The organism is Paenibacillus sp. FSL M8-0334, from assembly GCF_038000405.1.
In the GTDB taxonomy this organism is placed as follows: domain Bacteria; phylum Bacillota; class Bacilli; order Paenibacillales; family Paenibacillaceae; genus Paenibacillus_AQ; species Paenibacillus_AQ campinasensis.
In genome coordinates this window covers 2,581,224-2,606,679 of record NZ_JBBOCH010000001.1, presented here as the reverse complement: position 1 = coordinate 2,606,679, position 25,456 = coordinate 2,581,224, and the positions used below count along the sequence as shown (strand labels likewise).

Annotated in this window: 21 protein-coding genes and 1 pseudogene; 6 read left to right on the top strand and 16 right to left on the bottom strand. The window is 56.5% G+C overall.

Going from position 1 to position 25,456, the window contains the following annotated elements; genetic code table 11:
* Window positions 1–98: 98 nt before the first annotated feature.
* Window positions 99–833 carry an HAD family hydrolase gene (locus MKX64_RS11415; protein WP_341035848.1) on the bottom strand — a complete coding sequence of 245 codons (735 nt, stop codon included), beginning with the start codon at window positions 831–833 and terminating at the stop codon, window positions 99–101.
* A gap of 468 nt (window positions 834–1,301) precedes the next feature.
* Here MKX64_RS11415 and MKX64_RS11410 point away from each other — a divergent pair, with 468 nt between their 5' ends.
* On the top strand, window positions 1,302–2,183 hold the full coding sequence (locus MKX64_RS11410) for a class I SAM-dependent methyltransferase (RefSeq protein ID WP_095398871.1): 882 nt from the start codon (window positions 1,302–1,304) through the stop codon (window positions 2,181–2,183).
* A 163-nt stretch (window positions 2,184–2,346) separates the two neighbouring features.
* Here the strand turns inward: MKX64_RS11410 and MKX64_RS11405 are convergent, their stop codons facing one another.
* From MKX64_RS11405 to MKX64_RS11370, 8 genes are all read right to left on the bottom strand, one after another.
* Window positions 2,347–3,876, bottom strand: coding sequence for a solute symporter family protein (locus MKX64_RS11405; RefSeq protein ID WP_095265042.1), 1,530 nt, complete (start codon window positions 3,874–3,876; stop codon window positions 2,347–2,349).
* A gap of 120 nt (window positions 3,877–3,996) precedes the next feature.
* The gene (locus tag MKX64_RS11400) at window positions 3,997–5,970 is read right to left on the bottom strand and encodes an FAD-dependent oxidoreductase (RefSeq protein ID WP_341035845.1); all 1,974 of its coding nucleotides are present in this window, start codon (window positions 5,968–5,970) and stop codon (window positions 3,997–3,999) included.
* A gap of 321 nt (window positions 5,971–6,291) precedes the next feature.
* Entirely contained in the window at window positions 6,292–7,803 is a 1,512-nt protein-coding gene (locus tag MKX64_RS11395) for a solute symporter family protein (protein ID WP_413773637.1), read from the bottom strand.
* Between the two features lie 4 nt (window positions 7,804–7,807).
* Complete coding sequence (locus MKX64_RS11390; RefSeq protein ID WP_095265045.1) at window positions 7,808–8,113, bottom strand: DUF485 domain-containing protein; 306 nt, start codon at window positions 8,111–8,113, stop codon at window positions 7,808–7,810.
* A 270-nt stretch (window positions 8,114–8,383) separates the two neighbouring features.
* A complete protein-coding gene (locus MKX64_RS11385) occupies window positions 8,384–9,184 on the bottom strand; it encodes a LytR/AlgR family response regulator transcription factor (protein WP_341035843.1) in 801 nt (266 codons plus the stop codon).
* Entirely contained in the window at window positions 9,171–10,937 is a 1,767-nt protein-coding gene (locus MKX64_RS11380; RefSeq protein ID WP_095265047.1) for a LytS/YhcK type 5TM receptor domain-containing protein, read from the bottom strand. The genes MKX64_RS11385 and MKX64_RS11380 overlap by 14 nt, the downstream gene beginning before the upstream one ends.
* 415 nt (window positions 10,938–11,352) lie before the next feature.
* Window positions 11,353–11,787 (bottom strand): threonine/serine exporter family protein, encoded by a 435-nt coding sequence (locus tag MKX64_RS11375; protein ID WP_095265048.1) that lies wholly within the window; start codon window positions 11,785–11,787, stop codon window positions 11,353–11,355.
* A 22-nt stretch (window positions 11,788–11,809) separates the two neighbouring features.
* A complete protein-coding gene (locus MKX64_RS11370; protein ID WP_095265049.1) occupies window positions 11,810–12,568 on the bottom strand; it encodes a threonine/serine exporter family protein in 759 nt (252 codons plus the stop codon).
* A 491-nt stretch (window positions 12,569–13,059) separates the two neighbouring features.
* Between MKX64_RS11370 and serS the strand changes: the two genes are divergently transcribed.
* Together serS and MKX64_RS11360 are read left to right on the top strand one after the other, a co-directional pair.
* Window positions 13,060–14,361, top strand: a complete 1,302-nt coding sequence (gene serS / locus MKX64_RS11365; RefSeq protein ID WP_155618924.1) for a serine--tRNA ligase — start codon at window positions 13,060–13,062, stop codon at window positions 14,359–14,361.
* A gap of 425 nt (window positions 14,362–14,786) precedes the next feature.
* Window positions 14,787–15,839, top strand: a complete 1,053-nt coding sequence (locus tag MKX64_RS11360; protein ID WP_095265051.1) for an LLM class flavin-dependent oxidoreductase — start codon at window positions 14,787–14,789, stop codon at window positions 15,837–15,839.
* A gap of 224 nt (window positions 15,840–16,063) precedes the next feature.
* Here the strand turns inward: MKX64_RS11360 and MKX64_RS11355 are convergent, their stop codons facing one another.
* The 4 genes from MKX64_RS11355 to MKX64_RS11340 all read right to left on the bottom strand — a co-directional run bounded on the left by MKX64_RS11355 (window position 16,064) and on the right by MKX64_RS11340 (window position 20,179).
* Window positions 16,064–16,699: a nitrite reductase gene (locus tag MKX64_RS11355; protein WP_330164058.1), complete on the bottom strand. Its 636-nt coding sequence runs from the start codon at window positions 16,697–16,699 to the stop codon at window positions 16,064–16,066.
* Between the two features lie 181 nt (window positions 16,700–16,880).
* A complete protein-coding gene (locus tag MKX64_RS11350) occupies window positions 16,881–19,316 on the bottom strand; it encodes a heavy metal translocating P-type ATPase (protein ID WP_341035841.1) in 2,436 nt (811 codons plus the stop codon).
* A 31-nt stretch (window positions 19,317–19,347) separates the two neighbouring features.
* Complete coding sequence (locus tag MKX64_RS11345; protein WP_095265054.1) at window positions 19,348–19,548, bottom strand: cation transporter; 201 nt, start codon at window positions 19,546–19,548, stop codon at window positions 19,348–19,350.
* A 310-nt stretch (window positions 19,549–19,858) separates the two neighbouring features.
* Window positions 19,859–20,179, bottom strand: a complete 321-nt coding sequence (locus MKX64_RS11340; protein ID WP_095265055.1) for a metal-sensitive transcriptional regulator — start codon at window positions 20,177–20,179, stop codon at window positions 19,859–19,861.
* A gap of 312 nt (window positions 20,180–20,491) precedes the next feature.
* Between MKX64_RS11340 and MKX64_RS11335 the strand changes: the two genes are divergently transcribed.
* The 3 genes from MKX64_RS11335 (at window position 20,492) to MKX64_RS11325 (ending at window position 23,340) form a co-directional block, all read left to right on the top strand.
* Window positions 20,492–21,169, top strand: coding sequence for a GntR family transcriptional regulator (locus tag MKX64_RS11335; RefSeq protein WP_095265056.1), 678 nt, complete (start codon window positions 20,492–20,494; stop codon window positions 21,167–21,169).
* 98 nt (window positions 21,170–21,267) lie between these two features.
* Window positions 21,268–22,341: a mannonate dehydratase gene (uxuA, locus tag MKX64_RS11330; protein ID WP_095398864.1), complete on the top strand. Its 1,074-nt coding sequence runs from the start codon at window positions 21,268–21,270 to the stop codon at window positions 22,339–22,341.
* Window positions 22,342–22,353: 12 nt separating this feature from the next.
* Window positions 22,354–23,340 carry an SDR family oxidoreductase gene (locus MKX64_RS11325; protein WP_341035840.1) on the top strand — a complete coding sequence of 329 codons (987 nt, stop codon included), beginning with the start codon at window positions 22,354–22,356 and terminating at the stop codon, window positions 23,338–23,340.
* A 21-nt stretch (window positions 23,341–23,361) separates the two neighbouring features.
* On the opposite strand, the gene MKX64_RS11320 is transcribed toward MKX64_RS11325, so the two are convergent.
* From MKX64_RS11320 to MKX64_RS11310, 3 genes and pseudogenes are all read right to left on the bottom strand, one after another.
* Window positions 23,362–23,772 (bottom strand): ABC transporter permease, encoded by a 411-nt coding sequence (locus tag MKX64_RS11320; RefSeq protein ID WP_095265059.1) that lies wholly within the window; start codon window positions 23,770–23,772, stop codon window positions 23,362–23,364.
* Window positions 23,723–23,992, bottom strand: a pseudogene (locus tag MKX64_RS11315) (helix-turn-helix transcriptional regulator); the annotation flags it as partial. The pseudogene MKX64_RS11315 and the gene MKX64_RS11320, both read right to left, overlap by 50 nt.
* A gap of 125 nt (window positions 23,993–24,117) precedes the next feature.
* Window positions 24,118–25,428, bottom strand: coding sequence for a 6-phospho-beta-glucosidase (locus tag MKX64_RS11310; protein WP_095265060.1), 1,311 nt, complete (start codon window positions 25,426–25,428; stop codon window positions 24,118–24,120).
* Between the last annotated feature and the right edge of the window lie 28 nt (window positions 25,429–25,456).

The following is a 25,456-nucleotide window of genomic DNA, read 5'->3' as shown; positions in this document are numbered from 1 at the left end:
ATCGGCCTGAATGAATTAGAATATAGAAGCTAGCGGCACAGCAGCACTACGGGACGGCATGAGCAAGTTGACCGACCGACCGCCTGCCATGTGCACGCCTATACGCATCCAAGCCGGGCAAGAAGCTCACCCAGCTCCTTATAGCTCGCCGCCACATGATGCGGCTCATTATCCGATTCGGGCTTCACACCGCGGTGATTGAACCAGATGACATGCCATCCTGCGGCCAGCGCGCCAACCACATCGTTGCGCCAGGAGTCGCCAATGTAATAACTGTGTTCCGGCCGCGTTCCTGTCGCCTCGTTCACATGCCGGAAGATTCGGGCGTCCGGCTTGTCCCATCCCACCGCGCCTGATACAAACAGCCGCTCCGGCGGGATAAGATCGCCCAGGTTCATCGCCCTGATCTTGTTCATCTGATGCGCCTCAGGCCCGTTCGTAATCAGCCCGACGATATGGCCGGCTTCAACCAGCGTCCGCAGCAGCTCCCGAGCGCCATCAAACATCTCGATGCGGAATTGGCGCTCATGATAAACACGCTGAACCGCTTCCGCTTGCTTCTCATCCAGTGCAATGCCGAACTCCGCCAGCGCCAGCTGGAAACGGCGCACGCGCATCTCTCGCACCGCCTCCCCGTAGGCCGCCGCCCCCGCGCCGCCAAGCTCCTCGGACAAGCGGTCGCTATAATACCGCATCCGGTGATATGCCGCTTCATACGGGAATGAATCTGCCGGCTGGGCCACCTCCTGCACGGCCCCCCGAAACGGAGTCAAATGGTCGTATAACGTATCATCCACATCAAAAAATATCCCTTTATGCATCGTTGCTGTCATTGTAATTCCCTCTTCCTGTTCCTGTTCTTATCTGAGCCTGCGGCCCGGGCCCGGGCCGGTTTGCCGGATGGCCGGATGGCCGGTTGTTCGGTTGCCCGGCCTCTGTCGATCTGTGCGCTTCTCAGCATCAGGCTATGCGAGCGGGGTCCTCCTGCGCTAAGGACTCCGCCGTCATTTACCCTCTGCCGCCAGCCGTACGTCTTCGACTTATATTGATTCTATTGTACATGCCCGCGCCTTATGTACACTACCCATAACCGTTTAGACCGCCCTTTATTCCCCACGCGAATATCTCCAGCCCAATGACTGGCATCGCTCAGGCATGATATGATCGTTATAACCGCATCAGGAGCTCGCTCAATAAATAGTCGTATAAGCCGCAAATGATCCACGATGCCGATGACACATCGGCAGCCCGTGTGAATGCATGCGCGAGTCGAATCAGAGACAAAAGGAGATGACCATGCAATGACAGAGGAAACAAGCAAAGTTCCATCCGCCACAACCGTGCCCGAAGGCAATCGCCTGAGCAACGTGCAGCGTTTCAACGGGTTCCAGGACACGTATGACCAGCATCGCCCCGAGGCTCCGCAGGAAGTCGTTACCCTGTTGACCCAATATCTCGGGCACAGGCCTTCTCTCGTTGTTGACATCGGCAGCGGTACCGGCTTGTCCAGCTTCGTGTGGAGAGATACCGCAGCACGAATTATCGGGGTCGAGCCGAACGACGATATGCGGAGCAAAGCGGTAGACAAGCTGATGTCGCTGGCAGGTGCGCCCACAGACGATCAGGTTCAAGCGGCCGAGATGTCCTTTGTTCCCGGCTATTCCAATCAGCTGGAACTGCCGGACGGCGCGGCCGAGATTGTCACCTGCTCCCAGTCGTTCCACTGGATGGAGCCGGTGTCCACCTTGAAAGAAATTGCCCGCGTCCTGCGTGAGGGAGGCATCTTCGCCGCCTACGATTGCGACTGGCCGCCAAGTCTGGACTGGCAGGTGGAACTGGCCTACCATGAACTGATCGAGCTCTCCGAGCAATTGATCGACCGCCATGTCGATGCCGCGGAGCAGGCTTATAAAGGCAATAAGGACGAGCATCTGAAGCATATCCGGGAGAGCGGACATTTTCGATTCACCAAGGAAATTGTGTTCCATCACACTGAGCCTTTTACAGCCGAGCGTTATATTGGCCTTGCTGTCAGCCAAGGCGGAATTCAGACCGTCTTCAAGCTGAACCTGCCGGAAATCCATGCGAAGCTGGATCAATTCCAGGCGCTGGTCACGGACTATTTCCAAGGCCGGACGCTTCCGCTCATGTTTAGCTACCGCATGCGGATCGGCATTAAATAATCCCCTTGATCTCAAATACAACAGACCTAATAGCGGCAGCTCGCAGCAGCCCTTCGTGACCGAAGGCATTGCTGCAGGCTGCCGCTTCGTATGCTATCGCTGGATCCTGACCTGTTCTCCGCCCGCTCGTGAACCCCGCTTGATTAGCGGCACTATCCCCGCCTCAAGCCTTCTTTCGGTCAACGGAACCGACATGGGCGATCGTCTGCATCACCTCAAACTGTCCCTTCGAGCTGACTCGCCCCGCCAGCAGCGATCCGATGATACCGCCGGCAAATCCGCTCGGAATCGAGACAATGCCGGGATGCTTGAGCGGAAATATCGCCTCGGCCCGGATCCATCCGGATTCCGGGTCCATGACGTTCGGGCCGAGCGCAATGAAGGCCAGCGATGTTACGAGGCCGCAGGCGATGCTCAGCATGGCGCCAGCCGTATTAAAACGGGGCCAAAACAGCGTGAACAACAGCACCGGCAGATTGGCGGAGGCGGCAACTGCAAAGGCAAACGAGACCAGGAACGCCACGTTGAGCTTTTGCGCACCCAGCGCAAGCACGATGGAGGCCAGCCCGACCGCTATGGCAGACAGCTTGGCAACCCGCATCTGCTGCTTCTCGCTCGCCTGGCCGCCGCGGAATATGCTGCTGTACACATCGTGAGCGAACGCGGATGAGGCGGTTAACACCAGGCCCGAAATGACGGCCAAAATTGTGGCAAAAGCCACCGCCGACACAAACGCCATCAGAAACTCGCCGCCCAGGGCGCTTGCAAGCAGCGGTATCGCCAGCTCCACCCGTTCCGACAATGCCGACCAATCCACAAAGGCGGCTGCCCCGAACCCGAGGAATATGGTCATCGCATAGAAAATGCCGATGGTCAGCGTAGCTGTCTTCACCGACAGCCTGACCGCCAGCGGGTCCCGCACCGTATAGAAACGGGCGATGATATGCGGAAGCCCTGCCGTTCCCAGCACCAGCGCCATATTAAACGACAGCATATCGAGCGGATGATCGAACATGTTCCCGGACTGGAGAAACCGCTCCTTCAGCGGCGTTGCCTCTTGCATGGCGGTGAACAGTCCCGGCAGGTCCCACCGGAACCGGGCCAGTACGATCAGACTAATAATAAAGGTGCTGCTGACGAGCAGAATCGATTTCACAATCTGTACCCAGGATGTGGCCAGCATGCCGCCAAAGGTGACATACACCGTCATCAGAATCCCCACCAGCACAATCGCCCACGAGGTCTCAAGTCCGAACAAGAGATGCACGAGCCAGCCTGCACCGACGAGCTGGGCAATCATATAAAAGACGGTGATCATCAGATTGTTCAGTGCGATCAGCCCGCGCAGCCGCCGCTCCCGGAACCGGACCGCCACCGCATCAGCCATCGTATACCGGCCCAAATTATGAAGCGGTTCGGCGATCCAATATTGAACGATCACATAGGAGGCCAGAAATCCGATCGAATAAAAGAAGCCGTCAAAGCCATACACCGCAATCGAACCGGCAATACCGAGAAAGGAGGCTGCACTCATATAGTCGCCAGAGATCGCCAGCCCGTTCTGAAGGCCGTTCAGGCGATTGCCTGCCGCATAGAAATCGTGGGTACTGGTGGTCCTGCCAGCCGCGTAATACGTCATCATCAGCGTGCCGACCACGATCGCCAGAAAAAATACGATGCCGGAAATGTTCACTACAGGCCTCCTTCCTTCGCTTTAATCATGCATCATCGCCTACTATTTTACCGTAAAATGACAAAAAAGGGGGATTCAACTGCTGCGAGGCAGCAGGAATCCCCCTTCCGGGGCTGTTCACTATATCGTGGATGCATCCAGTTCGAGATGCAAATAGCTCTGTGACAGATCATAAATCAGCATAAAGTAATCGCCATTGGTTAGCGATTGCGGATCACTAATCTGACTCAGCGTCTCTTCCGCAATCCAGCCCCTGTCTATCAATTCCGCAAGCGACGTATCCGGTGTCACCTGGTCCCTTCCGAATATGGACGAAGCCAGAATATACGTAGCTGTAGACAGATCGAGCGCCTGCTGTCTTGGATCATCCAGATGGCTCAGCACGCTTGAAGACAAATTCGGGAACAGGTCCGGATACGCGTTCGACAGCTGGGCAACCGCATTGAAGAAACGCTGCACGTTGGCAGGCGAATCGAGCGCCCAGCCGTCATTCGTATAGTTGCCGGAGGTCAGGTACAAGCTGGCCGCTGCCAGAAGGCCTTTGTAGTTTTTGTGCGTCAAATAGGCCGGTTCCTGCACATGATGCGGGGTGAGATCCATCCCCTGCTTCTCCAGCATCGTGCGCAGCTGACCGATCAACTCCTTGGAATGTGACATTTCCCTGAAGCTGATCTGCTGCTTGGAGGCAAATGCCGCTGCCGCCCCGGCCGCTTCGCCGGTCGCCATGCCGAGCGGAATGACCCGCGCGCTGCCATGCGGGATGGAATCAAAGCTGGCGGAGCGCCCGACGACGAGCAGCCCGTCCACACCTACAGGAACAAGGGTCCGAAATGGCACGCCATAGCGTTCCGGCTTCATCATGATGGTGCCGGTCCTGCCGTCACTCGTGCTTTGAATATCGATCGGATAGGAGCCGTAGGCAATATCGTCCCAGTGCACGCGATTCTCCATAACGTCCGCCAGTTTCAGTCTGTATTCGCCGATAAGATGACGGGATTCCCGGATGTAAAGCTCGGATGCTGTTCCGGCATAAGACAGGCCCGAGAACTCTTCAAACGTAGTCGTCAGGTATTCGGCAATCCGCGGCGCCTCTTCCTGACCGACCCGCAAGCCTTCCGCAACCGATTGCGGATCCAGCGGGTCTACCTGGAACAGCTGCATGCTGTTGATCAGAATGGTTCCGTCGTTCTGACGGCCAATATTCAGCCCCCGCATCTTGACACGATCCGGGCGGGTCGATTCATAATGCCGCGCTTCCGTGTACCCCCAGATGCTCATCCGGTCACCGGAAGTGTCCGGGCCGTGCGTCAGCATCTTGTTCCATGCTTCCTGGGTAACACCACTCAGCTTGATCACCAGCGTTGAAGCCATGAACTGCGTGCCGCCGGACTCGGTATCATTGCGCCCCACCGTGAATCGCGCGCCGGCAGCGGCCGCAATATCCGCATTCTGGGTTGCATCAATGACTGCACCGGCATGGACGGTATGTTCCTGTCCGTCCGGAAGAGTGAGCACGACGCCGGTCACGACTGCCTGATCTCCTGAGCGTTCCACGACAGGCGCCATCGCCTGCACCCCCATCAGCAGGTCAAGGTTCGGCTCCGCAGCAACCATCTGATAGAAGCGGTTGGCCGCTTGTGTCGTATCGAAGGATGACGTATTAAAGTAGGAATACCATTCCTCAAAAATTCCTTTGTTCAATAGTTTGACCGGACGGAGCGTAGCCAGAAAGGAAGGCTGCTCCGGCGAGTAGTTAAAATCAATCGTATTCAGCCCGCCTTCGGTCATCAGACCTCCAAGCATCGTTCGCTGATAGCCATCGACCAGCAGCACACGCTGCCCGTTTCGGCTTGCGGACAACGCCGCAGCAATGCCTTCCGGGTCGGTTCCGACCACAATCGTGTCATAATCGCTGTCAATTTCGGCTGTGGATTGCACCGGAATGAGCGGTTCGGATTTGGCATAATTAATGAACCGGGTCTGGTATTTGTAATACCAGTAGGATCCGAAGGCTGCACATGCCAGGAACAGGATAGCTGCTAATAGCAGCAGGACTTGCTTCTGTCTGCTCATCGTACGCTTGCTAGTTTTCATAATTTTGATGAAGTTCTCCTCTGGTAAGTATGTATGGAAATGGACCAACTGCATGTTGTACAGACGCTCCGTTCCTGATTATAGGATATGACAAATTCCGTCATAAATAAATATGGAATATTCACTACCCTCTTCCTATGTTCGTTGATTTCTGCTTGCAATGACAAAAAAAGGGCGACTTCACTGCTGTAACAGCAGCAGGAGTCCCCCTTTCTATGTCCTTCATCCGCTTTAAGCCATCTAACGTCGGCATCAGGCACAGACACCTGTTTCAGACTCCGGGCTTCAGACTTCGTGCCTGATGCCCTCTTCTGTCCCCGGTTATGCTCCCGTGTTAGCCTTCACCAGCACCTCGGCGTATTTCGCCTCATCCTTGGAGGAGGAGAAGTACGTTCCGAGATATGCCGCCAGGAAGCCGAGCGGAATCGAGACGATGCCCGGATTGGTCATCGGGAAGATCGGAGTTCCTGTCAGAATGGCCTGACCGTTCGGGTCCCAGATGTTCGGGCTGAGCGCAACCAGAACAACGGTGCTGATCAGACCTGTCAGCATGCCTGTAACCGCGCCGGTGGTATTGAATCTTTTCCAGAAGACGGTATACAGAATAACTGGCAGGTTCGCGCTGGCCGCCACGGCAAAAGCAAGCGACACGAGGAAGGCAACGTTCATATTTTGCGCGAACAGCGCCAGCAGAATCGAAAGAATGGATACGCCGATGGAGGCGTAACGCGCCATCTTCAGCTGCTCCTTCTCGGAGGAGGTTCCTTTGCGCACGATCTGACCGTAGAAATCATGGGCAAAGGCCGAGGCTGCCGACAGCACAAGTCCGGTAACAACTGCCAGTATGGTTGCGAAGGCGACTGCCGAGATGAGGGCAAAGAGGAAGTCGCCTCCAAGCGCCTTGGCCAGCAGCGGCGCCGCCATATTGCCTGCGGTATCGACCTGGGTAATGTCAGCCGTCCCGACAAAGGCCGCAGCCCCGAAGCCAAGGAAGATCGTCATCACATAGAACAGGCCGATAATCCAGGTGGCGTAGACGACCGAGCTGCGCGCCGTCTTCGCATCCTTCACCGTAAAGAAGCGGATCAGAATATGAGGCAGACCGGCAGTCCCGAGCACGAGCGCCAGGTTCAGCGACAGCGTCTCCAGCGGTACGTTGTACTTGTTCCCCGGGTGGAGGAAGGCCTCCTGCAGCGGCGTCGCCGTCTTCATATGCTCGAACATGTTCGTGAGGCTAAAGTCAAACTTGGCGAATACGATGATGGAAATAATGAACGTACCAATCATCAGCAGAACCGCCTTCGAGATTTGCACCCAGCTGGTGGCATGCATGCCGCCAAATACGACGTAGATCGTCATGAGCACACCGACAATCAGAACGGACAGCGTGTAATCCAGCCCCAGCAGCAGCTTAATGAGCGCGCCCGCGCCGACAAGCTGTGCGATCATGTAGAAGATGGAGATTGAAATCGTATTGAGCGCAGCTACACCGCGAACTTTCTTATCCGAGAAGCGGGCGGCAATCATGTCCGCCACCGTATATTTCCCGAGATTTCGCAGCGGCTCCGCGACAAGATACAGCACAACCAGATAAGCTACTAGGAAGCCGATGCTGTAGAAGAAGCCATCGAAGCCCACCAGCGCGATGGACCCTGCAATCCCCAGAAAGGACGCTGCCGACATATAATCGCCGGCAATCGCGGTTCCATTCTGCCAGCCTTTCAGGCCGCCGCCTGCCGTATAGAAATCGCTCGTATTCGTTGTCTTCTTGGCGGCATAATACGTGATGATCAGCGTGAGCAGTACGATACCGCAAAATAACGCAATCGCCATACGCTTAAGCCTCCATCTCCTGTTTGATGTCATCCGCAATCCGGTCGAATTGCGAAGCCTTGCGGGTGTACAGAATGCACAGCACCCAAGTCATAATGAACTGGGCGAAGGCAAAGACCCAGGCCCAGGTAATCGGGCCGACTGCCGGATGATTCAAGATGTCCGTGTACGAGGTAAGAATCGGCAGTGCAAAATAAAACAGCATAAAAAATACAGTCATCGGAACTATGAAACGTTTCTTGTGTGTGAGCAGTTTTTTGAATTTGTCGGAATGCCATACTTCCATATAGCTTTTTCCTTTGGTCTCCATTCCATTTCCCCTCCATCCACAGCAGAGTGCGTTTCAATCCAATCAAATTGTAAGCGCTTCAAATTGATTATATACGCGACCTGATTCGCATACTACCGCCTTTGCGCGAAGCGTCGCCATCTCTGCGCGAAATGCCGTGTACCGCGTGTGGACCGCATCGAGCGGCGACGGATGGTGCGAAACAGCACCGGATCACAGGTGATCTCCGCCTGGGAAGGTAGCCCTTCGGGCATCATGCTTCGGGTAGCCAGGACCGCGCCTCCCTAATCACTAGCTCTCACGCAGCAGCCTGAACAAATCCTTGGCTGCTTCTCTGGACAACGGGATGACCGTCCCATCCCCGTCCTTCAACACGAGGTTATAGGCGCCATTCTGCCACGGCAACAGCTCTGCAATCCGGTCTACGTTCACCAGATAGCTGCGATGCGGGCGAAAGAAGGAATAACCCGCAAGCCGCTCCTCCAGCTCCTGAAGCGTATGCTTGCTCTTGATCTTGCGCCCTTCCGCGGTATGAATGACGATGCTTCGCTCCTCCCGCACCGCGTATACAATCGCTTCCGGGTCAACCAGGACATGCTTGCCTCCGTCATCAAGCAGCAGCTTGCCTCGCATGGCGCGGCCCCGGTTCTCCGCAGGGGAAGGCTCCTCTTGCCCGGCCTTGCTTCCCGGATCGGACGGCTCTGTTGGCGAAGGAAGCTCTGTAAACAGGCGGGCGCGTACGCGCTCCAGTGACTCCCGGAACCTCAGGTGGCTGTACGGCTTCATTAAATAATCAATGGCGTTCAGGCCGAACGCCTCCACTGCATATTCGTCATAGGCTGTCGTGAACACGATCAGCGGCGATGCAGCTGACGCCTTAAGCATCCGGGCAGCCTGAAGGCCTTCAAGCTCCGGCATATGGACATCGAGGAATACGACATCCGGCTTCCACTGCGAAGCCAGCTCCAGCAGCTCCCGGCCGCTCTCGGCATGCGGAAGCAGCTCGATATCCGGTTCCTGCTGCAGCAGGTAGACCAGCTCCTCTCTGGCCAGCCGTTCATCCTCGGCAATCATCGCTCTAATTCGCTTCAAGGTACTGCCCCCCTTCCGATATGCGGATAGGGATGCGGAACGATATCCCGCAGCCGCCTTCCGCCAGATTTTCGATCATGAGCCGGGTCTCCCGGCCGAACAAACTCATCAGCCGCTGATTGATATTGTAAATGCCGATACCGCTCCCCCCGGCCTCGTGAAGCGGCCGTTCCCCGAGTCGCTCCAGCACGGCCGGCGCGATGCCGCAGCCGTTATCCTCCAGCCGGATGACGGCCATGTCGCCGTCACGATATACCGAGAGCCTGATAATGCCGCCTCTGGCCGTGTGGCGGAATCCATGCTTGATGCTGTTCTCCACCAGCATCTGAAGTGTCGCTGGCGGAATATGAAGGTCCATCAGATCCGGTTCAAGCTCGCTATGGAATGCGAATCGGTGCTCAAAGCGGATCTGGATAATATCCAGGTAGGCGCCCAGAAGCTCCATCTCCTCGCGGATGGTTGTTCTGCGGGATGCCATAACCTTCCCATTCAGCCGCATGAAGGCGCCCAGCTGCATCGTCGCGTGTCTGGCGAGCTGCGGGTCTGTTCGGATCAGCGAATGAATCGCATTGAGGGTGTTGTACAGAAAATGCGGATGAATCTGCGCCTGCAGAAGCTTCAGCTCGGCCTCTTTCATGAGCTTGGCCATGTTCTCGTGGGAAGTTGCGCCCAGCTGATAGGAGATCAGCTGCCCGAGCCCCCTGGCCATGGCCAGCTCGACGCGTCCGATGTCCTGCGGCCGCTTGAAATACAGCTGGATCACGCCGACGATTCTCGCACCTTCCATCATCGGCACGAGAATGGCCGCCCCGAGCGAGGGATGACGGGGCTGAATATCCTCTTCATGCTCCACCACCTGCAGCACGCCGGTGGAGATGACCTGCCGGGCCGGCAGGGACGCTATCGGCTCCCCCGGATCAATCGTCCGGCTCGCCGCTCCGGCATGGGCCAGGAACCGCTCCGTATCAGTGACAGCGACCGCCGTCGTCTTCAGCTCCCGCAGCAGCAGATCGGCGACCGCCTGGGCCGTCCGGTAGGTCAGCCCCTGCTTCAGATGGGGGAGCGCAGCTTCGGCAATATGCAGCGCCTTCTCCGTCTCGTAGGCTGCTGCCCGCTCTTCCTCCGCCAGCGCCACCCGCAGCATCGTCGTGAAGATCGCGATCGCGATGCTGCCTGTCAGCACCATCGGCAGACCGATCAGATCGACCAGTTCAATCGCCTGGGCGGCATCATCCGCGCATATCAGAATGACCCCCATGTACAGCACCTCCGCAAACATGCCAACGAACAGTGCCTTGGCCGGGGAGACAACCCGCTCCTGCGAGAAGAACCGGGCGACGCCACCGGCCAGGATGCCCGTCAGCGGCGCTGCGATCAAGCCTGCGAGCCCGGTGTAGCCGCCCATGTAGAACAGATGCGCTCCGGCCAGTAGGCCGCCGCCAAAGCCGACGCGCGGGCCGCCAATCAATCCCCCGATCACCACGCCGACCAGCGCGGCATGCGCCAGCGCCTGATCCGGCTGAAGCGGGAGCAGCCAGAAGGAGGAGCTGATCTCCTTCCCCTCCACTACGACCCCGGCATAGGTGCCAAGGATGCCAAACAGCCCGAACAGAAAAGCGTTCAACAGCGTTTGCAATCCGGAGATTTCCCGCCGGTCCAGCAGCTGACGAAACAGCGGGATTCGCGTCAATATAAAGGTCAGGATGAGCAGCATGCCCATCCGCTCGAACAGATGCAGCGCCAGCTCCTGCATGGATCATCCCTCTTCCTGATCTGGAGTGGAATACAGCCATCGCCTGAATGATGTCGCTTTGCGTAGTTACAGCTTTTTTATATACTCCGAAGCTTGTTGAATGCGGTTACACAACACTTTAAATTACAGATCATTCAGTGCAAGTAGATTATAAGGCACAGCTCCTGATTCAGACAATAAAAAGGAATAATATGAATTCACTGGCAATTATAATGACACCTGACAGGGCATGGGTGGAAGCGTGGATGCGCTATCCCTTTTTCTCATAACTACAGACCTCTTTCCTGTGATAGGGAAATGTAAGTCGAAGCTTGCAAGCCCCGTCCAACGCGAAAAAACCGCATCCCGGCCGTGCAGCCGACATACGGTAAGCTGATGATATCCTATGGACCGAGCTTCCATTCCCGGATTCTCCTCAACGGGTCACCAGCTTCCTCAGAACCTGATTGATCACTTCCGAGAGCAGCAGCCCGAGCGCGATTGCGCCGGAGATCATGAACGCCTGCAGCCCGAGCTGCACCGCCTGGTCGAACTGGTTCTCCGCCACGTTGCGAAGCGCATTGTAGGCCAGCCCCCCCGGCACCAGCGGAATGATGCCCGATACGCTGAATACGATGATGGGGGTCTTATATTTTTTCGCAAAAAAGTGACTGATCATCGTCACGCAGAAGGCCGCCACCACAGTCGCAGGAATCGGATTAACCATCATCTCCTGCAGCCAAATGTATAGAATCCAGCCCACCATGCCTGCAAAGCCGCATTGCAGCAGCGCTTTTCTCGGGGCGTTAAAGATCATCCCGAAGGCCGCGGAAGCGATAAAACTCGTCACGAGGTGCTCCACATACATCATTGCCGCTCTCTCCCTTCCTCATTCAATAAAATGACAGCGTAAAGGCGATGCCTGCCCCGATGGCAAAGGAAGTGACAAACGCCTCCGCTCCCTTGGACAAGCCGGATATAAGATGCCCCGCCATTAAATCCCGAATCGCGTTGGTAATGAGCAGGCCCGGCACCAGCGGCATGACCGAGCTGATAATGATCGTATCCAGCTGCTGTCCGAATCCGTATTTGACCATCGACACAGATGCGATGCCAATGACAAGCGCCCCGGAGAACTCGGCAAAAAACCGAACCGGGATCACGCGATGCATATATACAAAGCAGGTGAAGCCGAGTCCTCCGGCAATCGCCGAGGGGATAAAATCCGGCCACACCCCGCGGAACATAAGCAAAAAGCAGCCGCTTGCCAGAGCCGCGACAAGAATGAGAAGCCAGGAGGGATATAGCGCCTCCTCCCGTTCAATCTGCTGCAGCTTCCGGTAAGCCTCCTCGATGGTCAGCTCCCCCATGCTGATGCTTCGGGATACGGTGTTCACCTGCTCGATTTTATACAGGTTGGTTGTCCGGTCCGAGATCCGGATCAGCCGGGTGATATGCTGAGGCTCCTCCACCGAAAAAATAATGCCTGTCGGCGTCATATAGCTGTGGCTGTTCTCCACGCCAAAAGACGCGGCGATCCGCATCATCGTGTCTTCGACCCGATACGTTTCCGCCCCGCTCTGCAGCATGATTTTGCCTGCCAGCAGACATATCTTGATAATCTCATGCTCCCGCTTTAATGAATCGATCAACGCCAGTCCTCCTGATGCATGAATGCTGTTTTCAAACCTCTTTCATTATAGTACAGTATGACCGTTTCCTGAAAGGAATAGCTTCGGCGCTGTCGCGGTCTTGGCCGAGTGGGCTGGTGCTGCCTGGAAGGTTACGATCTGATCATGAAAAAAGGCGCCCTGCCACTTGAATATATCCCGCCGTTTGCGGTATACTGTACAACAATATCAACATCAGACCGATGAAGAGCATCCAACTCAGAGGTGTTTTCGCCAAGGGGAGTAGATCTGCGTGATGTGATCTGCACGAAGTAAGCCGAGCTATGATCCCCCTAAGTTAACCGGGTCCGCCCGTTACCGCGGATTCAAAGTGGATTGAACAAGGCCCGTCAGCAGATTGACCGGGAGAGCGTTCAATCAATTTGGGTGGCACCGCGAGCGCAACAAGCGTCCCTCGTCCCATACGGACAAGGACGCTTTTTTTATTTTCATGAATAAGGAGTGGATCGTCGATGTTGGATATGAAATCGATTCGGGAAAGTGAGCAATATCAGAGACGGGTTCAGCTGGCCGCTGACCACAAAGGCATCAAATTATCGGTCGCGGAGCTGCTGGATCTGGACAACGACAGACGCAGGCGGCTCCAGGAAGTCGAACAGCTGCGCCAGCGGCGAAACGCAGGATCGCAGGAGATCAGTCTGCTCATGCAGCAGGGAGCGAAGGATCAGGCTGAGCTGAAAAAGCAGGAAATCAAACACATCAACCTTGTGCTCGGCGAACAGGAGCAGAAGCTCCGGGAGGTGGAGGCCCGCTTCAACGAAAGGCTGGCCCTCGTTCCGAATATCGTCTCGCCGGATACCCCTGTTGGGGCGTCGGATCAGGATAATGTGGAGGTGCGCAGCATCGGCGAGCCCGCCGTGTATCCATTCCCCATGAGGGACCATGTCGAGCTCGGTGAGCTTCACGGGATGATGGATATCGGGCGCGGCGTCAAAACCGCAGGGTCGCGCGGGTATTATCTGAAGGGAGCCGGCGTGCTCCTGCACCGGGCGGTTCAGCAGCTGGCGCTGGATAGGCTGATGCACAAAGGCTTCATGCTGCTCGATGTGCCGTTGATGGTGCGAACAGCCGCCATGGAGAACACGGCCTTCTTCCCGCTGGGACAGGATCAGGCATTTGCCATCGCAGACGAAGACCGCTGGCTTGTCGGCACATCGGAGGTGCCGCTGGTCAATTTCTACAGCGGGGAGATTGTTGATGTGAGCGAGCCGCTCCGCCTGGCAGCCGCTTCGCTATGCTTCCGGAGCGAGGTTGGCTCGGCGGGAAGAGATGTAAGCGGGCTGTACCGCGTGCATCAGTTTGCCAAGGTGGAGCAGGTGATCCTGTGCGAAGCGGACGAAAAGGTTTCGGAGCGGCTGCTGCAGGAGATTACCGCCAATGCCGAAGAGCTGCTGCAGCTGCTTGAGCTGCCTTACCGCGTCGTGGCGGTCTGCACAGGCGATATGTCGCAGAAAACCTACAAGCAGTACGACATCGAAACGTGGATGCCAAGCCGCCAGGCCTATGGCGAGACCCATTCGTCCTCGAATCTGCTCGACTTCCAGGCTCGCCGCTCGAACATTCGCTACCTCGATAGCGAAGGCCAGCTGCGCTATTGCCATACGCTGAACAATACGGCGGTTGCCTCGCCGCGCATTCTGATCCCGCTGCTGGAGAATCATCAGCGGGAAGACGGGTCGATTTATATCCCGCAAGCGCTGCGTCCCTATATGAACGGAATAAAGGAGCTGACAATACAGCATCATAACGACTGACATTTAGGTATCACAGAGTATACTGTCAACCCGATATCACGATCCATCGGCCTTCTGGGTGCTGCTATCCCCTGTTTTCTAAGTCAGGTTCCTGAATAAGGGCTGTTCTTTCATTTGTTCCTGTGAAAAAGTAAGGATATAATAGCGATACAGTGGGCTCTGCGCTTTCTGCTTCTACCGGAGCCAATACGCTGCATGGCCCTCCTGTTTCGCCAATCGCGGCCAAACCGCGGCGTTGGCGACGCTGTATGTTTCTATAGCTTGGTTTGCTCGAGCAACAACTGGCCACCCATGCCAGTCAGATGAGCGCCAGGCTGCTATAGCACTTGAACAGTCCGCTTTCATTCCACTGCAGGACGGTGAATGACGGAACGGTATGGATACATTGATGTCCGCCCACTTTATGATTAAGGAGGCATATCCTAATGTCAGAACCCGAACAACAGCAGCACACCGCTCGTCCCAAACAGCTTGGCGACGTTCCGATCTCCATCCTGGACCTTGCATCCATCACAACGGGAAGCACCGCAGCGGTCTCGCTAAGACATACACTCGACCTGGCCCAGCATGCGGAGAAATGGGGCTACCACCGCTACTGGCTGGCCGAGCATCACAATATGCCAGGCGTAGCCAGCTCCGCCACATCGGTGGTCATCGGCTATGTGGCCGGCGGAACCAGCACCATCCGCGTCGGATCAGGCGGCATCATGCTGCCTAACCATGCTCCGCTGGTTATTGCCGAGCAGTTCGGCACACTCGAATCTCTATATCCGGGCCGCATCGACCTCGGTCTTGGCCGCGCGCCGGGATCAGATCAGTTGACCGCCCGTGCGCTGCGCCGCGGTCCTGGCAGCGACGGACAGGACTTCCCCGATCGCCTGGGCGAGCTGCGCACCTACTTCAACCCGATATCCGGCTCTTCCATGCGGGTAAGAGCGATTCCGGGTGAAGGACTCCACATTCCGATCTGGCTGCTTGGCTCCAGCGGCTTCAGTGCCCAGCTCGCTGCACAGCTGGGTCTGCCGTTTGCGTTTGCCAGCCACTTTGCACCGGATTTCCTGCTGCAGGCTTTGGATTTGTACCGCAGCTATTTCCGCCCATCCGAGGAGCTGGCGAATCCGCATGCCATGATCGGCGTTAACGTCATCTGTGCTGATACGGATGAGGAAGCTGAGCGTCTGGCAACCTCAGCTTACCAACAGTTCCTGAATATTATTCGCGGGCGCACCGGTCAGCTGCAGCCTCCGGTCGACAATATGGAGGAACTGTGGTCGATACAGGAGCGGGCCATTGTGAAAGGGCAGCTCAGCTTCTCTGCCATCGGCAGTCCGAAGACCGTGCGCGCCCAGCTCGAGCAGTTCCAGCAAATGACGAATGCCGATGAGATTATCGTGGCCTCGGCAATCTATGATCACGATGCCCGCCTGCGCTCCTATGAGCTGCTTGCTGATATTACGGGGATTAAACCCCAAGCATAAACGTAAACCCAAGCGATAGCCCCGGTCAGCACACTGCATATGGCGGATTCAGATGCTGTCTTGTGGATAGCCGGGGCGTCCACTGTTCCAACAGCCAAAAAGAGCGATCTGTCCTGCGGCATCTAGCCGCCACAACAGATCGCTCTTTTCGTACTTCACAGCTGCCAATAAGCTCGTCCTATACAGGAGTGATGACAGGGCGAGAAGAATCTATAGCCTCGCAGTTAAACGGCCTCCAGTTCGGCCTGCGTCAGCACGCGCAGCTTCTCCACCGTCATCCGCTCCACAAAACGGGAATACTTCTCCTTCTTCTTGCCGGCTTCCTGATATACCGAGATCAGCCGCCGAATGACAGGAACGAGCTGCCGGGAGGATAGCCCGGAATGCAGCTGCTTGGCAATACCGGCCTTGAGCCCACGCGGTTCACCGCCGACATAGATGTCATAACCCTCCCGAATCTTCACGACGGCAATATCCTTAAGCAAAGGTTCGCTTGTCCCGAGCCCGCATCCGGCGTACCCAATCTTGAGCGGATTCGGTACGGGATGATCTGCGATGGCCTCATCCAGCATCAGGGCAACATCCAGTCCGGAATCCTCAGCCCCTCGGCAAAAGTTGCAGGTGATCAGACTTTTGGATACAAAGCCTGCCGGATGAATTTGCAGCCCCGTCTCCTTAAGCTGCACCTCCACCTCCTCGATCCGTTCTTCGTCCATCTCCACGTACAGCTGCTTAAATGTGGTCAGCTCGATGCGGGCGTTCTCTCCCACAATGGAGCCCAGCACGGCCAGCTGCTCCGGCTTGAACAGCGTTCCGCCAACCTCAAATCCCGGCGTTACCGCAAATTTTCGCATAGCCACTTCTTCTCACTCCCATTTCAACGTTCAGCTTGCCCCATTCTGTATTCCGGCCAAATGATTAGCCCCCGGACCACTTGCCTCAACCGTCAGCGCCTTCGGCTTCTCATGACTCTCCTACCATCCGCTTTCAGGCCACCCCGCTTGTTCCGGGCGGTGCGATACGCTCATACGAAGGTGTGCATTATACCTTCATTCGCTGCAGGCGGAGCGCATTCAACACCACCGATACGGAACTTAGTGCCATCGCCGCCCCGGCAACCCAGGGTGCAAGAAGCCCGATGGCGGCAATCGGGATGCCGAGCGAGTTGTAGGCCAGCGCCCAGAACAGGTTCTGCCGGATATTGCCCATCGTCCGGCGGCTCATATAGATGGCATCCGGAATGCTGCCCAGATCGCCCTTCATCAAGGTGACGTCTGCCGCCTCCATGGCGACATCCGTGCCTGTGCCAATCGCCATGCCGATATCGGCCACTGCAAGCGCCGGAGCATCGTTGATGCCGTCGCCGACCATCGCCACCTTCCGGCCTTGCTGCTGCAGCTTTTTCACCTCATCCGCCTTGCCTTCGGGAAGAACCTCTGCCCGCACCTGATCGATTCCGGCCTGTGCAGCAATCGCCTGAGCGGTGCGTTCATTGTCGCCGGTAATCATGATGACCTCGATCCCCATCTGCTTCAAGCGCGCCACCGCCGCCTGCGATGTCTCCTTGATCGTATCGGCAACTGCAACCAGTCCGGCATATTTGCCATCGACAGCCACCAGCATGGCCGTTTTGCCCGCTGACTCCAGCTCGGACATGCGGCCCAGCGCGGGTTCCACGGAGACATGCTTCGCGGCCATCAGCCTTCTTGTTCCGGCCAGCACCTCTCTCCCGTCGACGACCGAACGGATGCCGTGACCCGGAATCGCTTCAAATTGCTCTGCTTGCGGCAGCTGCACCCCCGCGGCCTCAACTCCGGCCACGATCGCCTCGGCAAGCGGATGCTCCGAGCCTTTCTCCGCAGCCCCTGTCAAACGGAGGAATTCCGACTCCTCCATGCCGTATGGCTCCACGTCGGTCAGCTCCGGAGTTCCTTTCGTTACCGTTCCCGTTTTGTCCAGAATGACGGTATCGATCCTATGCGTCGCCTCCAGATGCTCGCCGCCCTTGAACAACACACCGAATTCGGCGGCCCGGCCGGAGCCGGCCATGATCGAGGTCGGTGTGGCCAGGCCCAGCGCACAAGGGCACGCAATCACGAGAATGGCAATCGCGATCTCCAGCGCATGGGCAAAGTCGCCCGGCGCAGCCCAGAAATACCATACGATAAAGGCCAGCACGGCAATGCCGACAACAATCGGTACGAAGATGCCCGAGATCACGTCCGCGATCCGCTGAATCGGCGCTTTAGAGCCTTGGGCCTCCTCCACCACCTTGATAATTTGAGCCAGGGCGGTCTCTTTGCCAATCTTGGTAGCCGTAAACGTCAGTCGCCCATTCTTGTTCATGGTCGCCCCGATCACCGTGTCCCCGGCTTTCTTCTCCACCGGTATGCTTTCACCTGTCAGCATGGACTCATCCACAGCCGACATGCCGTCCACGACCCGGCCGTCCACCGGAATTTTCTCGCCGGGCTTCACGATGACCGTATCGCCAACCAGCACCTGTTCCACCGGAATCGTCATTTCCTGGCCGTCCCGGACGACCAGCGCCGTCTTCGCTTGAAGCCCCATCAGCGCTTTAATCGCTTCCGAGGTCCGTCCCTTCGCCAGCGATTCAAACAGCTTGCCCAGAATGACCAGCGTGATCAGGATGGCACTTGTCTCGTAGTACATCGCCGGCCCATGATGGGCTGAAGCGCCCGCCATTGCCCAATCCAGCGTCAAATACAGGCTATAGAAATACGCCGCCGATGTCCCGATCGCGATCAGCACATCCATATTGGCGCTAAGGTTCCGAAGCGCCTTGTAGGCGCCGACGTAAAACTGCTTGCCGATATAGAACTGAACCGGAGTGGCCAGCGCCAGCTGGAACCATGGATTCATGAACAAGTCCGGCATCCAGATCCAGGAGGTGAAGGAGAAATGCGCAACCATCGCCCATAGCAGCGGCAGCGACAGCACGGCAGACAGAATGAACTTCCGCTTCTGCATAGTCATCGCCTGCTCCCGGTGATCCTGCCGCCCTTCAGCCTCCTGCTTCGGCACGGCCTGATAGCCGAGCTTCTCCACACGCTGCTGGATATCCTGGAGTGACACCTCCGCCGGATTATATTCCACCCGAGCCGTCTCCATGGCATAATTGACGGTGGCCTCCTGCACGCCCGGCATCCGGTTGACCACCTTCTCGATCTTCACGGCGCAGGCTGCGCAGTACATGCCTGCCAGCTGCAGATCCGCCGTTTCCTTGGCAGTGCCGTACCCGAGCTTCTCAATCTTCTCTTCCATCTGCTGTACCGTCACAACCCCCGGATCATATACGACCGCTGCTTTCTCCAAGGCAAAATTAACGCTGGCCTCCTGCACCCCTTCCATACGGGAGAGCCCCTTCTCAATCCGGTTCGCACAAGCGGCACATGTCATGCCGGTAAGCTGCAGCGATGTCTTCTTATAATCCTTGTCGGCTGCATCTGTTCCCATGCCGATTCACCCCATTTCTTCGCTGTTGTCGTTAACGCACGGTATAGCCTTGCTCCTCGATAACGTTCTTGATCGTATCCAGATTGATCTTATCCGGGTCATATTGTATGGAGACCGTCCCTGTCGCCAAATCAACCGTGCCTTGTACATGGTTTGCCTTCAACGCGCCCTCAACCGAGCTCACACAATGGCTGCACGACATGCCCTCTACCCTGATTGTTGCCTGTTCCACCGTCAATCCCTCCTCTTTTTCTAATTTTGTTGTTGAATTTAGAATACCCCCCTACCCTATATTTCGTCAATGGATTTTTCATACTTGGGCTGAAAAACAACGATGCCCGCTGCTACAGACCAAGAAATAACCTCCAATCACCACCGTACGCTGCCGGGACGTTTCTAGCCCAATCTCAAGTCCGCCCATATGCGGACTTGAAGGAATCCATCCTGCGCTGCCCGGTTCTGTGTTCCTTCCCATGCGCTGAACGAAGGCTGCCCACAGAACCGGCTTCAGCCCGCGCGGCAGGCTGGAAGCCAGCCTTTGTTTATTTCATCAATTTGTTCATCGTCGTTAACAGTTCCGTGATGACTTCCTCGTCACCCTCCTGCAGCCGCTCTACCACACAGCTTTTCATATGGTGCTCCAGCAGCAGCTTGCTGACCCCGTTCAAGGCCGACTGTATGGAGGAAATCTGGTTCAGAACATCGTCACAATACGTATCCTTCTCGATCAGGCCCTTCACACCGCGAATCTGGCCTTCAATCCGGTTCAATCTGCTGATCAGATTGTTCTTCGTCTTCTCGGAATGGTGACTCTTCCGCTCACTTGTTACCGCGCACTCATGTGTATGGCTCTCTGTTGACATTCCCTTTCCCCCTTGGTCCTTGGCTTGGCATCGGCCTCGATTATCAATTCAGCAGCACAACAACCGATGATGCCGTCCCGTTCTTGTTATCTCTAGTATATCATATAGCCCCCCACCCTATAAGAGTGGATCGCCATCATTTTTTGTCATTTGTTCCGTTGTCATTGGTTGCCTTCTCAATGGCCAGGTTCATTCGATATGCTTCAGATCACGCAGTATTCATTCCCTCCTCGGAATGTAAAGCGCTTTAAAATTTTTGTTCCATACTACCATACAAGTATGGTAGTATGGAACAAAATAGGAGGTGATGTCATGGTTGAATCCTGGCGGTCACAACCGGGCTCAGCGGGGAACAACGTCTATTCCCGTCTCAAGCAGCAAATTGTCAGCTTGGAGCTGCCTCCCGGAACCGCTTTATCCGAGAAGGAGGTTTCGCTTGCCTTCGAAGTTAGCCGCACGCCGGTTCGGGAGAGCTTCGTTCGGCTCGCTCAGGAAGATCTCGTCGTCGTCCTTCCGCAGCGGGGCACGCGAGTGTCGCTCATTGACCCGGACCTGGTAGAGGAAGCCCGGTTCATGCGCGAGCAGCTCGAGAAGGCCGTCGTCCGGCTCGCCTGCGCCGAGTTCCCGGCGGAGCGATTGGCCGAGCTGGATGCCAATCTGTCCGCTCAGAAGCATAGCATCGAGAAGCATGACGGCCGTGAAATGTTCGAGCTTGATGAGGCTTTTCACCGGATTCTATTCGAGGGCTGCCGCAAGCAGGGAACGTGGAGCGTGCTGCAGCAGATGAATGCCCATCTGAACCGGAGCCGGATGCTGTGGTTGTCCACCGATCCGCACTGGGGTCAGCTGTATGAACAGCACCGTGAAATTACGGAGGCTATCCGGCGGCAGGATGCCGATACGGCCGAACAGGTGATGCAGCATCATCTCAGCCTCATGATCTCTAATCTGACCGTGCTTCGAGAGAAGCATCCCGATTATTTTAAATGACGTATTTTGAATTGCCTTCCGGAAACAAGGAAGATATATAATCTTTACTTAACTTCAGGCTGTGTACATCTTTATCCTGTTAAAGGCGGTGGACAATTTTGCGTATGGTATTCAGATGGTTCGGCGAGGGCAACGATACAGTCACGCTGGATCAGATCAGACAAATCCCCGGGGTAGAAGGCATTGTATGGGCGCTTCATGACATACCGGCCGGGGAAGAATGGCCGCTGGCACGCATCGAGGAGGTTCGGGATCAAGCCAAGCGCTACGGACTTCATATCGAGGTTGTGGAAAGCGTCAATGTGCATGAGGACATCAAGCTCGGGCTTCCGTCACGGGACCAGTACATCGAGAATTACATCCGTACGATCGAGAAGCTGGCCAAGGTCGGCGTCAAGGTCATCTGCTACAATTTCATGCCTGTATTTGACTGGGCGCGCACCGAGCTGTTCAAGGAAATGGAGGATGGATCAACCGCCCTCTTCTTCGAAAAATCCAGAATCGACGGCATTGACCCGATGGACCTCGTCCGAAACATCAGCGAGAACAGCGCGCTGACGATGCCGGGCTGGGAGCCCGAGCGGCTGATGCATCTCACCTCCCTGTTCGAGGCCTATCGCGGCGTAACCGCCGACGATCTGTGGCGCAACCTGGACTATTTTCTACAGGCCGTCATTCCGGTTGCGGAGCAAAACGGCATCCGCATGGCGATTCATCCGGATGATCCGCCTTGGTCGATCTTCGGGCTGCCCCGCATCATTACGGGACAAGAGAATCTCCGCAGATTTCTGAGCCTGTACGATAGCCCGGCCAACAGCATCACCCTGTGCAGCGGCTCCCTCGGAGCCAATCCGGACAATGACATCATCTCCATGATTCATGAATTCCATGACCGCATCCCGTTCACGCATATCCGGAATGTGCGCGTGTATGAGAACGGCGACTTCATTGAAACCTCTCATCGGACACAGGACGGAACCGTCGATATTTCCGGCATCGTCAGGGCGTATCATGAGAACGGCTTTTCCGGCTATTGCAGACCGGATCACGGACGCCATCTGTGGGGCGAGAAGTGCAGACCAGGCTACGGCCTGTATGACCGTGCCCTCGGCATCATGTACTTGTGGGGCCTGTGGGATGCCTACCGCAGGAATGAATCCGCTGTAAAATAAGGAGGAGTCACGATGAGTTTGCATGAACAAACATCAGGTCCGGCCCATCACGCAGATGACGGGCGCGAACCTTCCGCAGGAGCGCACCCTGTCAGCCCAGATCAGGGAGGCGCAGGCAGCCATGCCGGCCTTGCTGAGCAGGAGGCTCCCGCTCTCCCGCTGCACCCGTCGCTAGCCGGCAAAACCGCCGTCATTACCGGCGGCTCCGGCGTCTTATGCCGTGCGATGGCGCTTGAACTGGGGCGGCAGGGTGTGAGCGTCGCGGTGCTGAATCGCACCGTGGAGAAAGGCCAGCATGTCGCCGATGAGATCAAGACCGCTGGCGGCAAAGCGATTGCGGTCGCTTGTGATGTCACCGATGTGAACAGCGTCCGGCAGGCGCAGGCCGCGGTTCTCGAGGCCTTCGGCCCCTGCGACATTCTGATCAACGGAGCTGGCGGCAACCGCAAGGATGCCAACACCACCCATGAGATTTTCCGGCCGGAGGATATGGGGCAGCCGGATGTCACCACCTTTTTCGGACTGAGCATTTCCGGGTTCCGCGACGTGTTCGACCTGAATTTTATCGGCACGATGATCCCGACCCAGATATTTGCCGAAAGCATGGTGGACCGCCCGGGAGCAGTCGTCCTGAACATCTCCTCCATGAGCGCGCCAAGCCCGATGACCAAGGTTCCGGCCTACAGCGCAGCCAAAGCAGCGATCAACAACTTCACACAGTGGCTCGCTGTTCATCTGGCGGAATCCGGCATTCGCGTCAATGCGATCGCACCGGGATTTTTCCTGACCGAGCAGAACCGCGACCTGCTTCTTCAGCCGGACGGATCACTGACAGACCGCTCCCGCAAAATCATCACCCACACCCCGATGAGACGGTTCGGTGTTCCCACCGATCTGCTCGGCACGCTGCTGTGGCTGGTCGATAACGATACGTCCGGCTTTGTGACCGGCACGGTCATTCCGGTTGATGGCGGTTTCATGGCCTATTCGGGGGTATAGCGCTAGAGCTGCTTTTGGCCGCTACTGCTTCCGTAAGTAGACGTAGATCGTTAGCGGAGCAAAAATACCGAGCAGCAGCAGGCCGACCCCGAGGCCTGCCGCCTTATCGGCAGCACTCGCCGTGCCGTGAAGCAGTCCCCGCGTCAAGCTCACGGCCACGCTGATCGGATTCCAGTCAATCGCCATCATAAGACCGCTCGGCATCGTCGAGGTGTCAACAAGCACATTGCTGGCGAACAGGAGCGGATAGACCACCATCATGCTTGTGCCCGATACCGTCTCCGGCCGTCTGACCGTATTGCCGACAAACGCGAATACCCAGCTCGTGCAATAAGCGAAAAGGAGGACGTAGATCAGTGCAGCTACCGCACCCGGGATGCCGACTTCCGGACGAAATCCGAGTGCGAGTATAGATGACCGACAAATCGTCAACCGAGAAGTGCTGCCTCGTCAGATAAAATCCATCCATCAGCTCAAATCCTCCGTCTGCGCCGGTGAATGATGCAACCGGAATACCGGCCTGATTAATCAACTCCACGTCACGGTAGACCGTGCGTACCGATACTTCAAATTTGGCAGCCAATGTCGCTGCGGTCACCCGCTTCTTGGCCAGCAGTTCCAGCGTAATTCCAAGCAAACGATCCAGTCTCACGGGCATCCCTCCTTCGGTTGGTGAAGTGTGGGTCATCTGCTATCGATCCTAAACGAATAATCCTGACAACAAGGCTGTCAGGATTATAATCGGTCATAATTCATTTTTTCTTCGCTGTTCGTAAACTACGCTTGATAAAAGGCCGGCAAATATTTCTTGTTCGCCTCCAGCATCTCATCCAGCAGCTTCTTGGCCACGGTGACCGACGGCACTAACGGATGGTGCACCAGCGCCTGCAGCGCTATGCCCCGGTCTCCTGTAATCGCCGCCTCGATGGTCAGCTGCTCGTAAACCTTAACCGCATGCATCAATCCTTTGACATGCTCCGGAACATGCTGTGGCGCAAGCGGAATTGGCCCTTGTCCGGTCACCACACAGTTGATCTCGATGCTGGCATCCGCAGGCAGAAAGTCATACATCGAGCCGTTGGATACGTTCAGCGTCTGAATGTCATGCCGGTCGTTATAGATGGAGTTCATCAGATTGACAGCCGCTTCGGAATAGTAGGCACCGCCCCGCTGCTCAAGCTGCTTTGGCTTCTCCGCCAAATTCTCGTCCTTATACAGCTCGAACAATTCCTGCTCAACCCGGCTGACGACATCCGCCCGGGTGCCATCCTTCGCAAGCGATGCCTTCATATCAGCCAGCATCTTGTCAGTCATATAGAAGTACTTCAAATAGTAGGTCGGGATCGCACCAAGCGATTGCAGAAACTCAGCATCCCAGCCGAGGGTCGGCACATTACGGGCCGTATAGGTCTTGCCCCCGTCCAGGAGCTCCGGCAGCTTCTCCTCCCCATTTACGATAGCCGAGGTAACCCAGTGCAGATGGTTGATGCCGACAAATTCAGCGAGCACGTCCTTCTCCGGCACGCCGTATTCCGCCGCCAAGAACTTCTGGAAATTGATCGGGGAGTTGCACAGCCCGACCGACTTCACCCGGCTGTGCTTGGCAACCGCCTCCGTCACAATACCCGCCGGATTCGTAAAATTGAGCATCCATGCGTTCGGCGCCAGCTCCTCGATATCCCGGCAAATGTCGAGGATGACCGGCACGGTGCGCAGCGCCTTCATCATGCCGCCAGGTCCGGTCGTTTCCTGCCCGATCACATCATGCATGATCGGAATATGCTCATCCAGCTTCCGGGCGGCCAGCAGACCGACCCGCATCTGTGTCGTAACGAAATCCGCCCCTTCAATCGCCCGTCTCCGGTCCAGCGTCAGATGGACCTCGATCGGCAGCCCGGACTCCTTCACCATCCGCTTCGCCAGATTGCCGACGATATCCAGCTTATGCTTGCCCTCTTCAATGTCCACGAACCACAGCTCGCGAACCGGCATTTGATCATAATGACGGATAAAGCCCTCCACAATTTCCGGCGTGTAGGAGGAGCCTCCTCCGATCACCGCTATTTTCAAGCCCGACGAATGCTTCACGTCAAATCGCCTCCCATGATTGTTCCGT

Coding starts and splice junctions, on each gene's coding strand:
- MKX64_RS11395 (WP_413773637.1), bottom strand. CDS start 7,803: ATGGCGATTGCGTTATTTTGCGGTATCGTACTGCTCACGCTGATCATC.
- MKX64_RS11375 (WP_095265048.1), bottom strand. CDS start 11,787: ATGATGTATGTGGAGCACCTCGTGACGAGTTTTATCGCTTCCGCGGCC.
- MKX64_RS11350 (WP_341035841.1), bottom strand. CDS start 19,316: ATGGGAACAGATGCAGCCGACAAGGATTATAAGAAGACATCGCTGCAG.
- MKX64_RS11380 (WP_095265047.1), bottom strand. CDS start 10,937: ATGCAGGAGCTGGCGCTGCATCTGTTCGAGCGGATGGGCATGCTGCTC.
- MKX64_RS11335 (WP_095265056.1), top strand. CDS start 20,492: ATGGTTGAATCCTGGCGGTCACAACCGGGCTCAGCGGGGAACAACGTC.
- MKX64_RS11325 (WP_341035840.1), top strand. CDS start 22,354: ATGAGTTTGCATGAACAAACATCAGGTCCGGCCCATCACGCAGATGAC.
- MKX64_RS11400 (WP_341035845.1), bottom strand. CDS start 5,970: ATGAAAACTAGCAAGCGTACGATGAGCAGACAGAAGCAAGTCCTGCTG.
- MKX64_RS11340 (WP_095265055.1), bottom strand. CDS start 20,179: ATGTCAACAGAGAGCCATACACATGAGTGCGCGGTAACAAGTGAGCGG.
- MKX64_RS11360 (WP_095265051.1), top strand. CDS start 14,787: ATGTCAGAACCCGAACAACAGCAGCACACCGCTCGTCCCAAACAGCTT.
- MKX64_RS11415 (WP_341035848.1), bottom strand. CDS start 833: ATGACAGCAACGATGCATAAAGGGATATTTTTTGATGTGGATGATACG.
- MKX64_RS11390 (WP_095265045.1), bottom strand. CDS start 8,113: ATGGAGACCAAAGGAAAAAGCTATATGGAAGTATGGCATTCCGACAAA.
- serS (WP_155618924.1), top strand. CDS start 13,060: ATGTTGGATATGAAATCGATTCGGGAAAGTGAGCAATATCAGAGACGG.
- MKX64_RS11410 (WP_095398871.1), top strand. CDS start 1,302: ATGACAGAGGAAACAAGCAAAGTTCCATCCGCCACAACCGTGCCCGAA.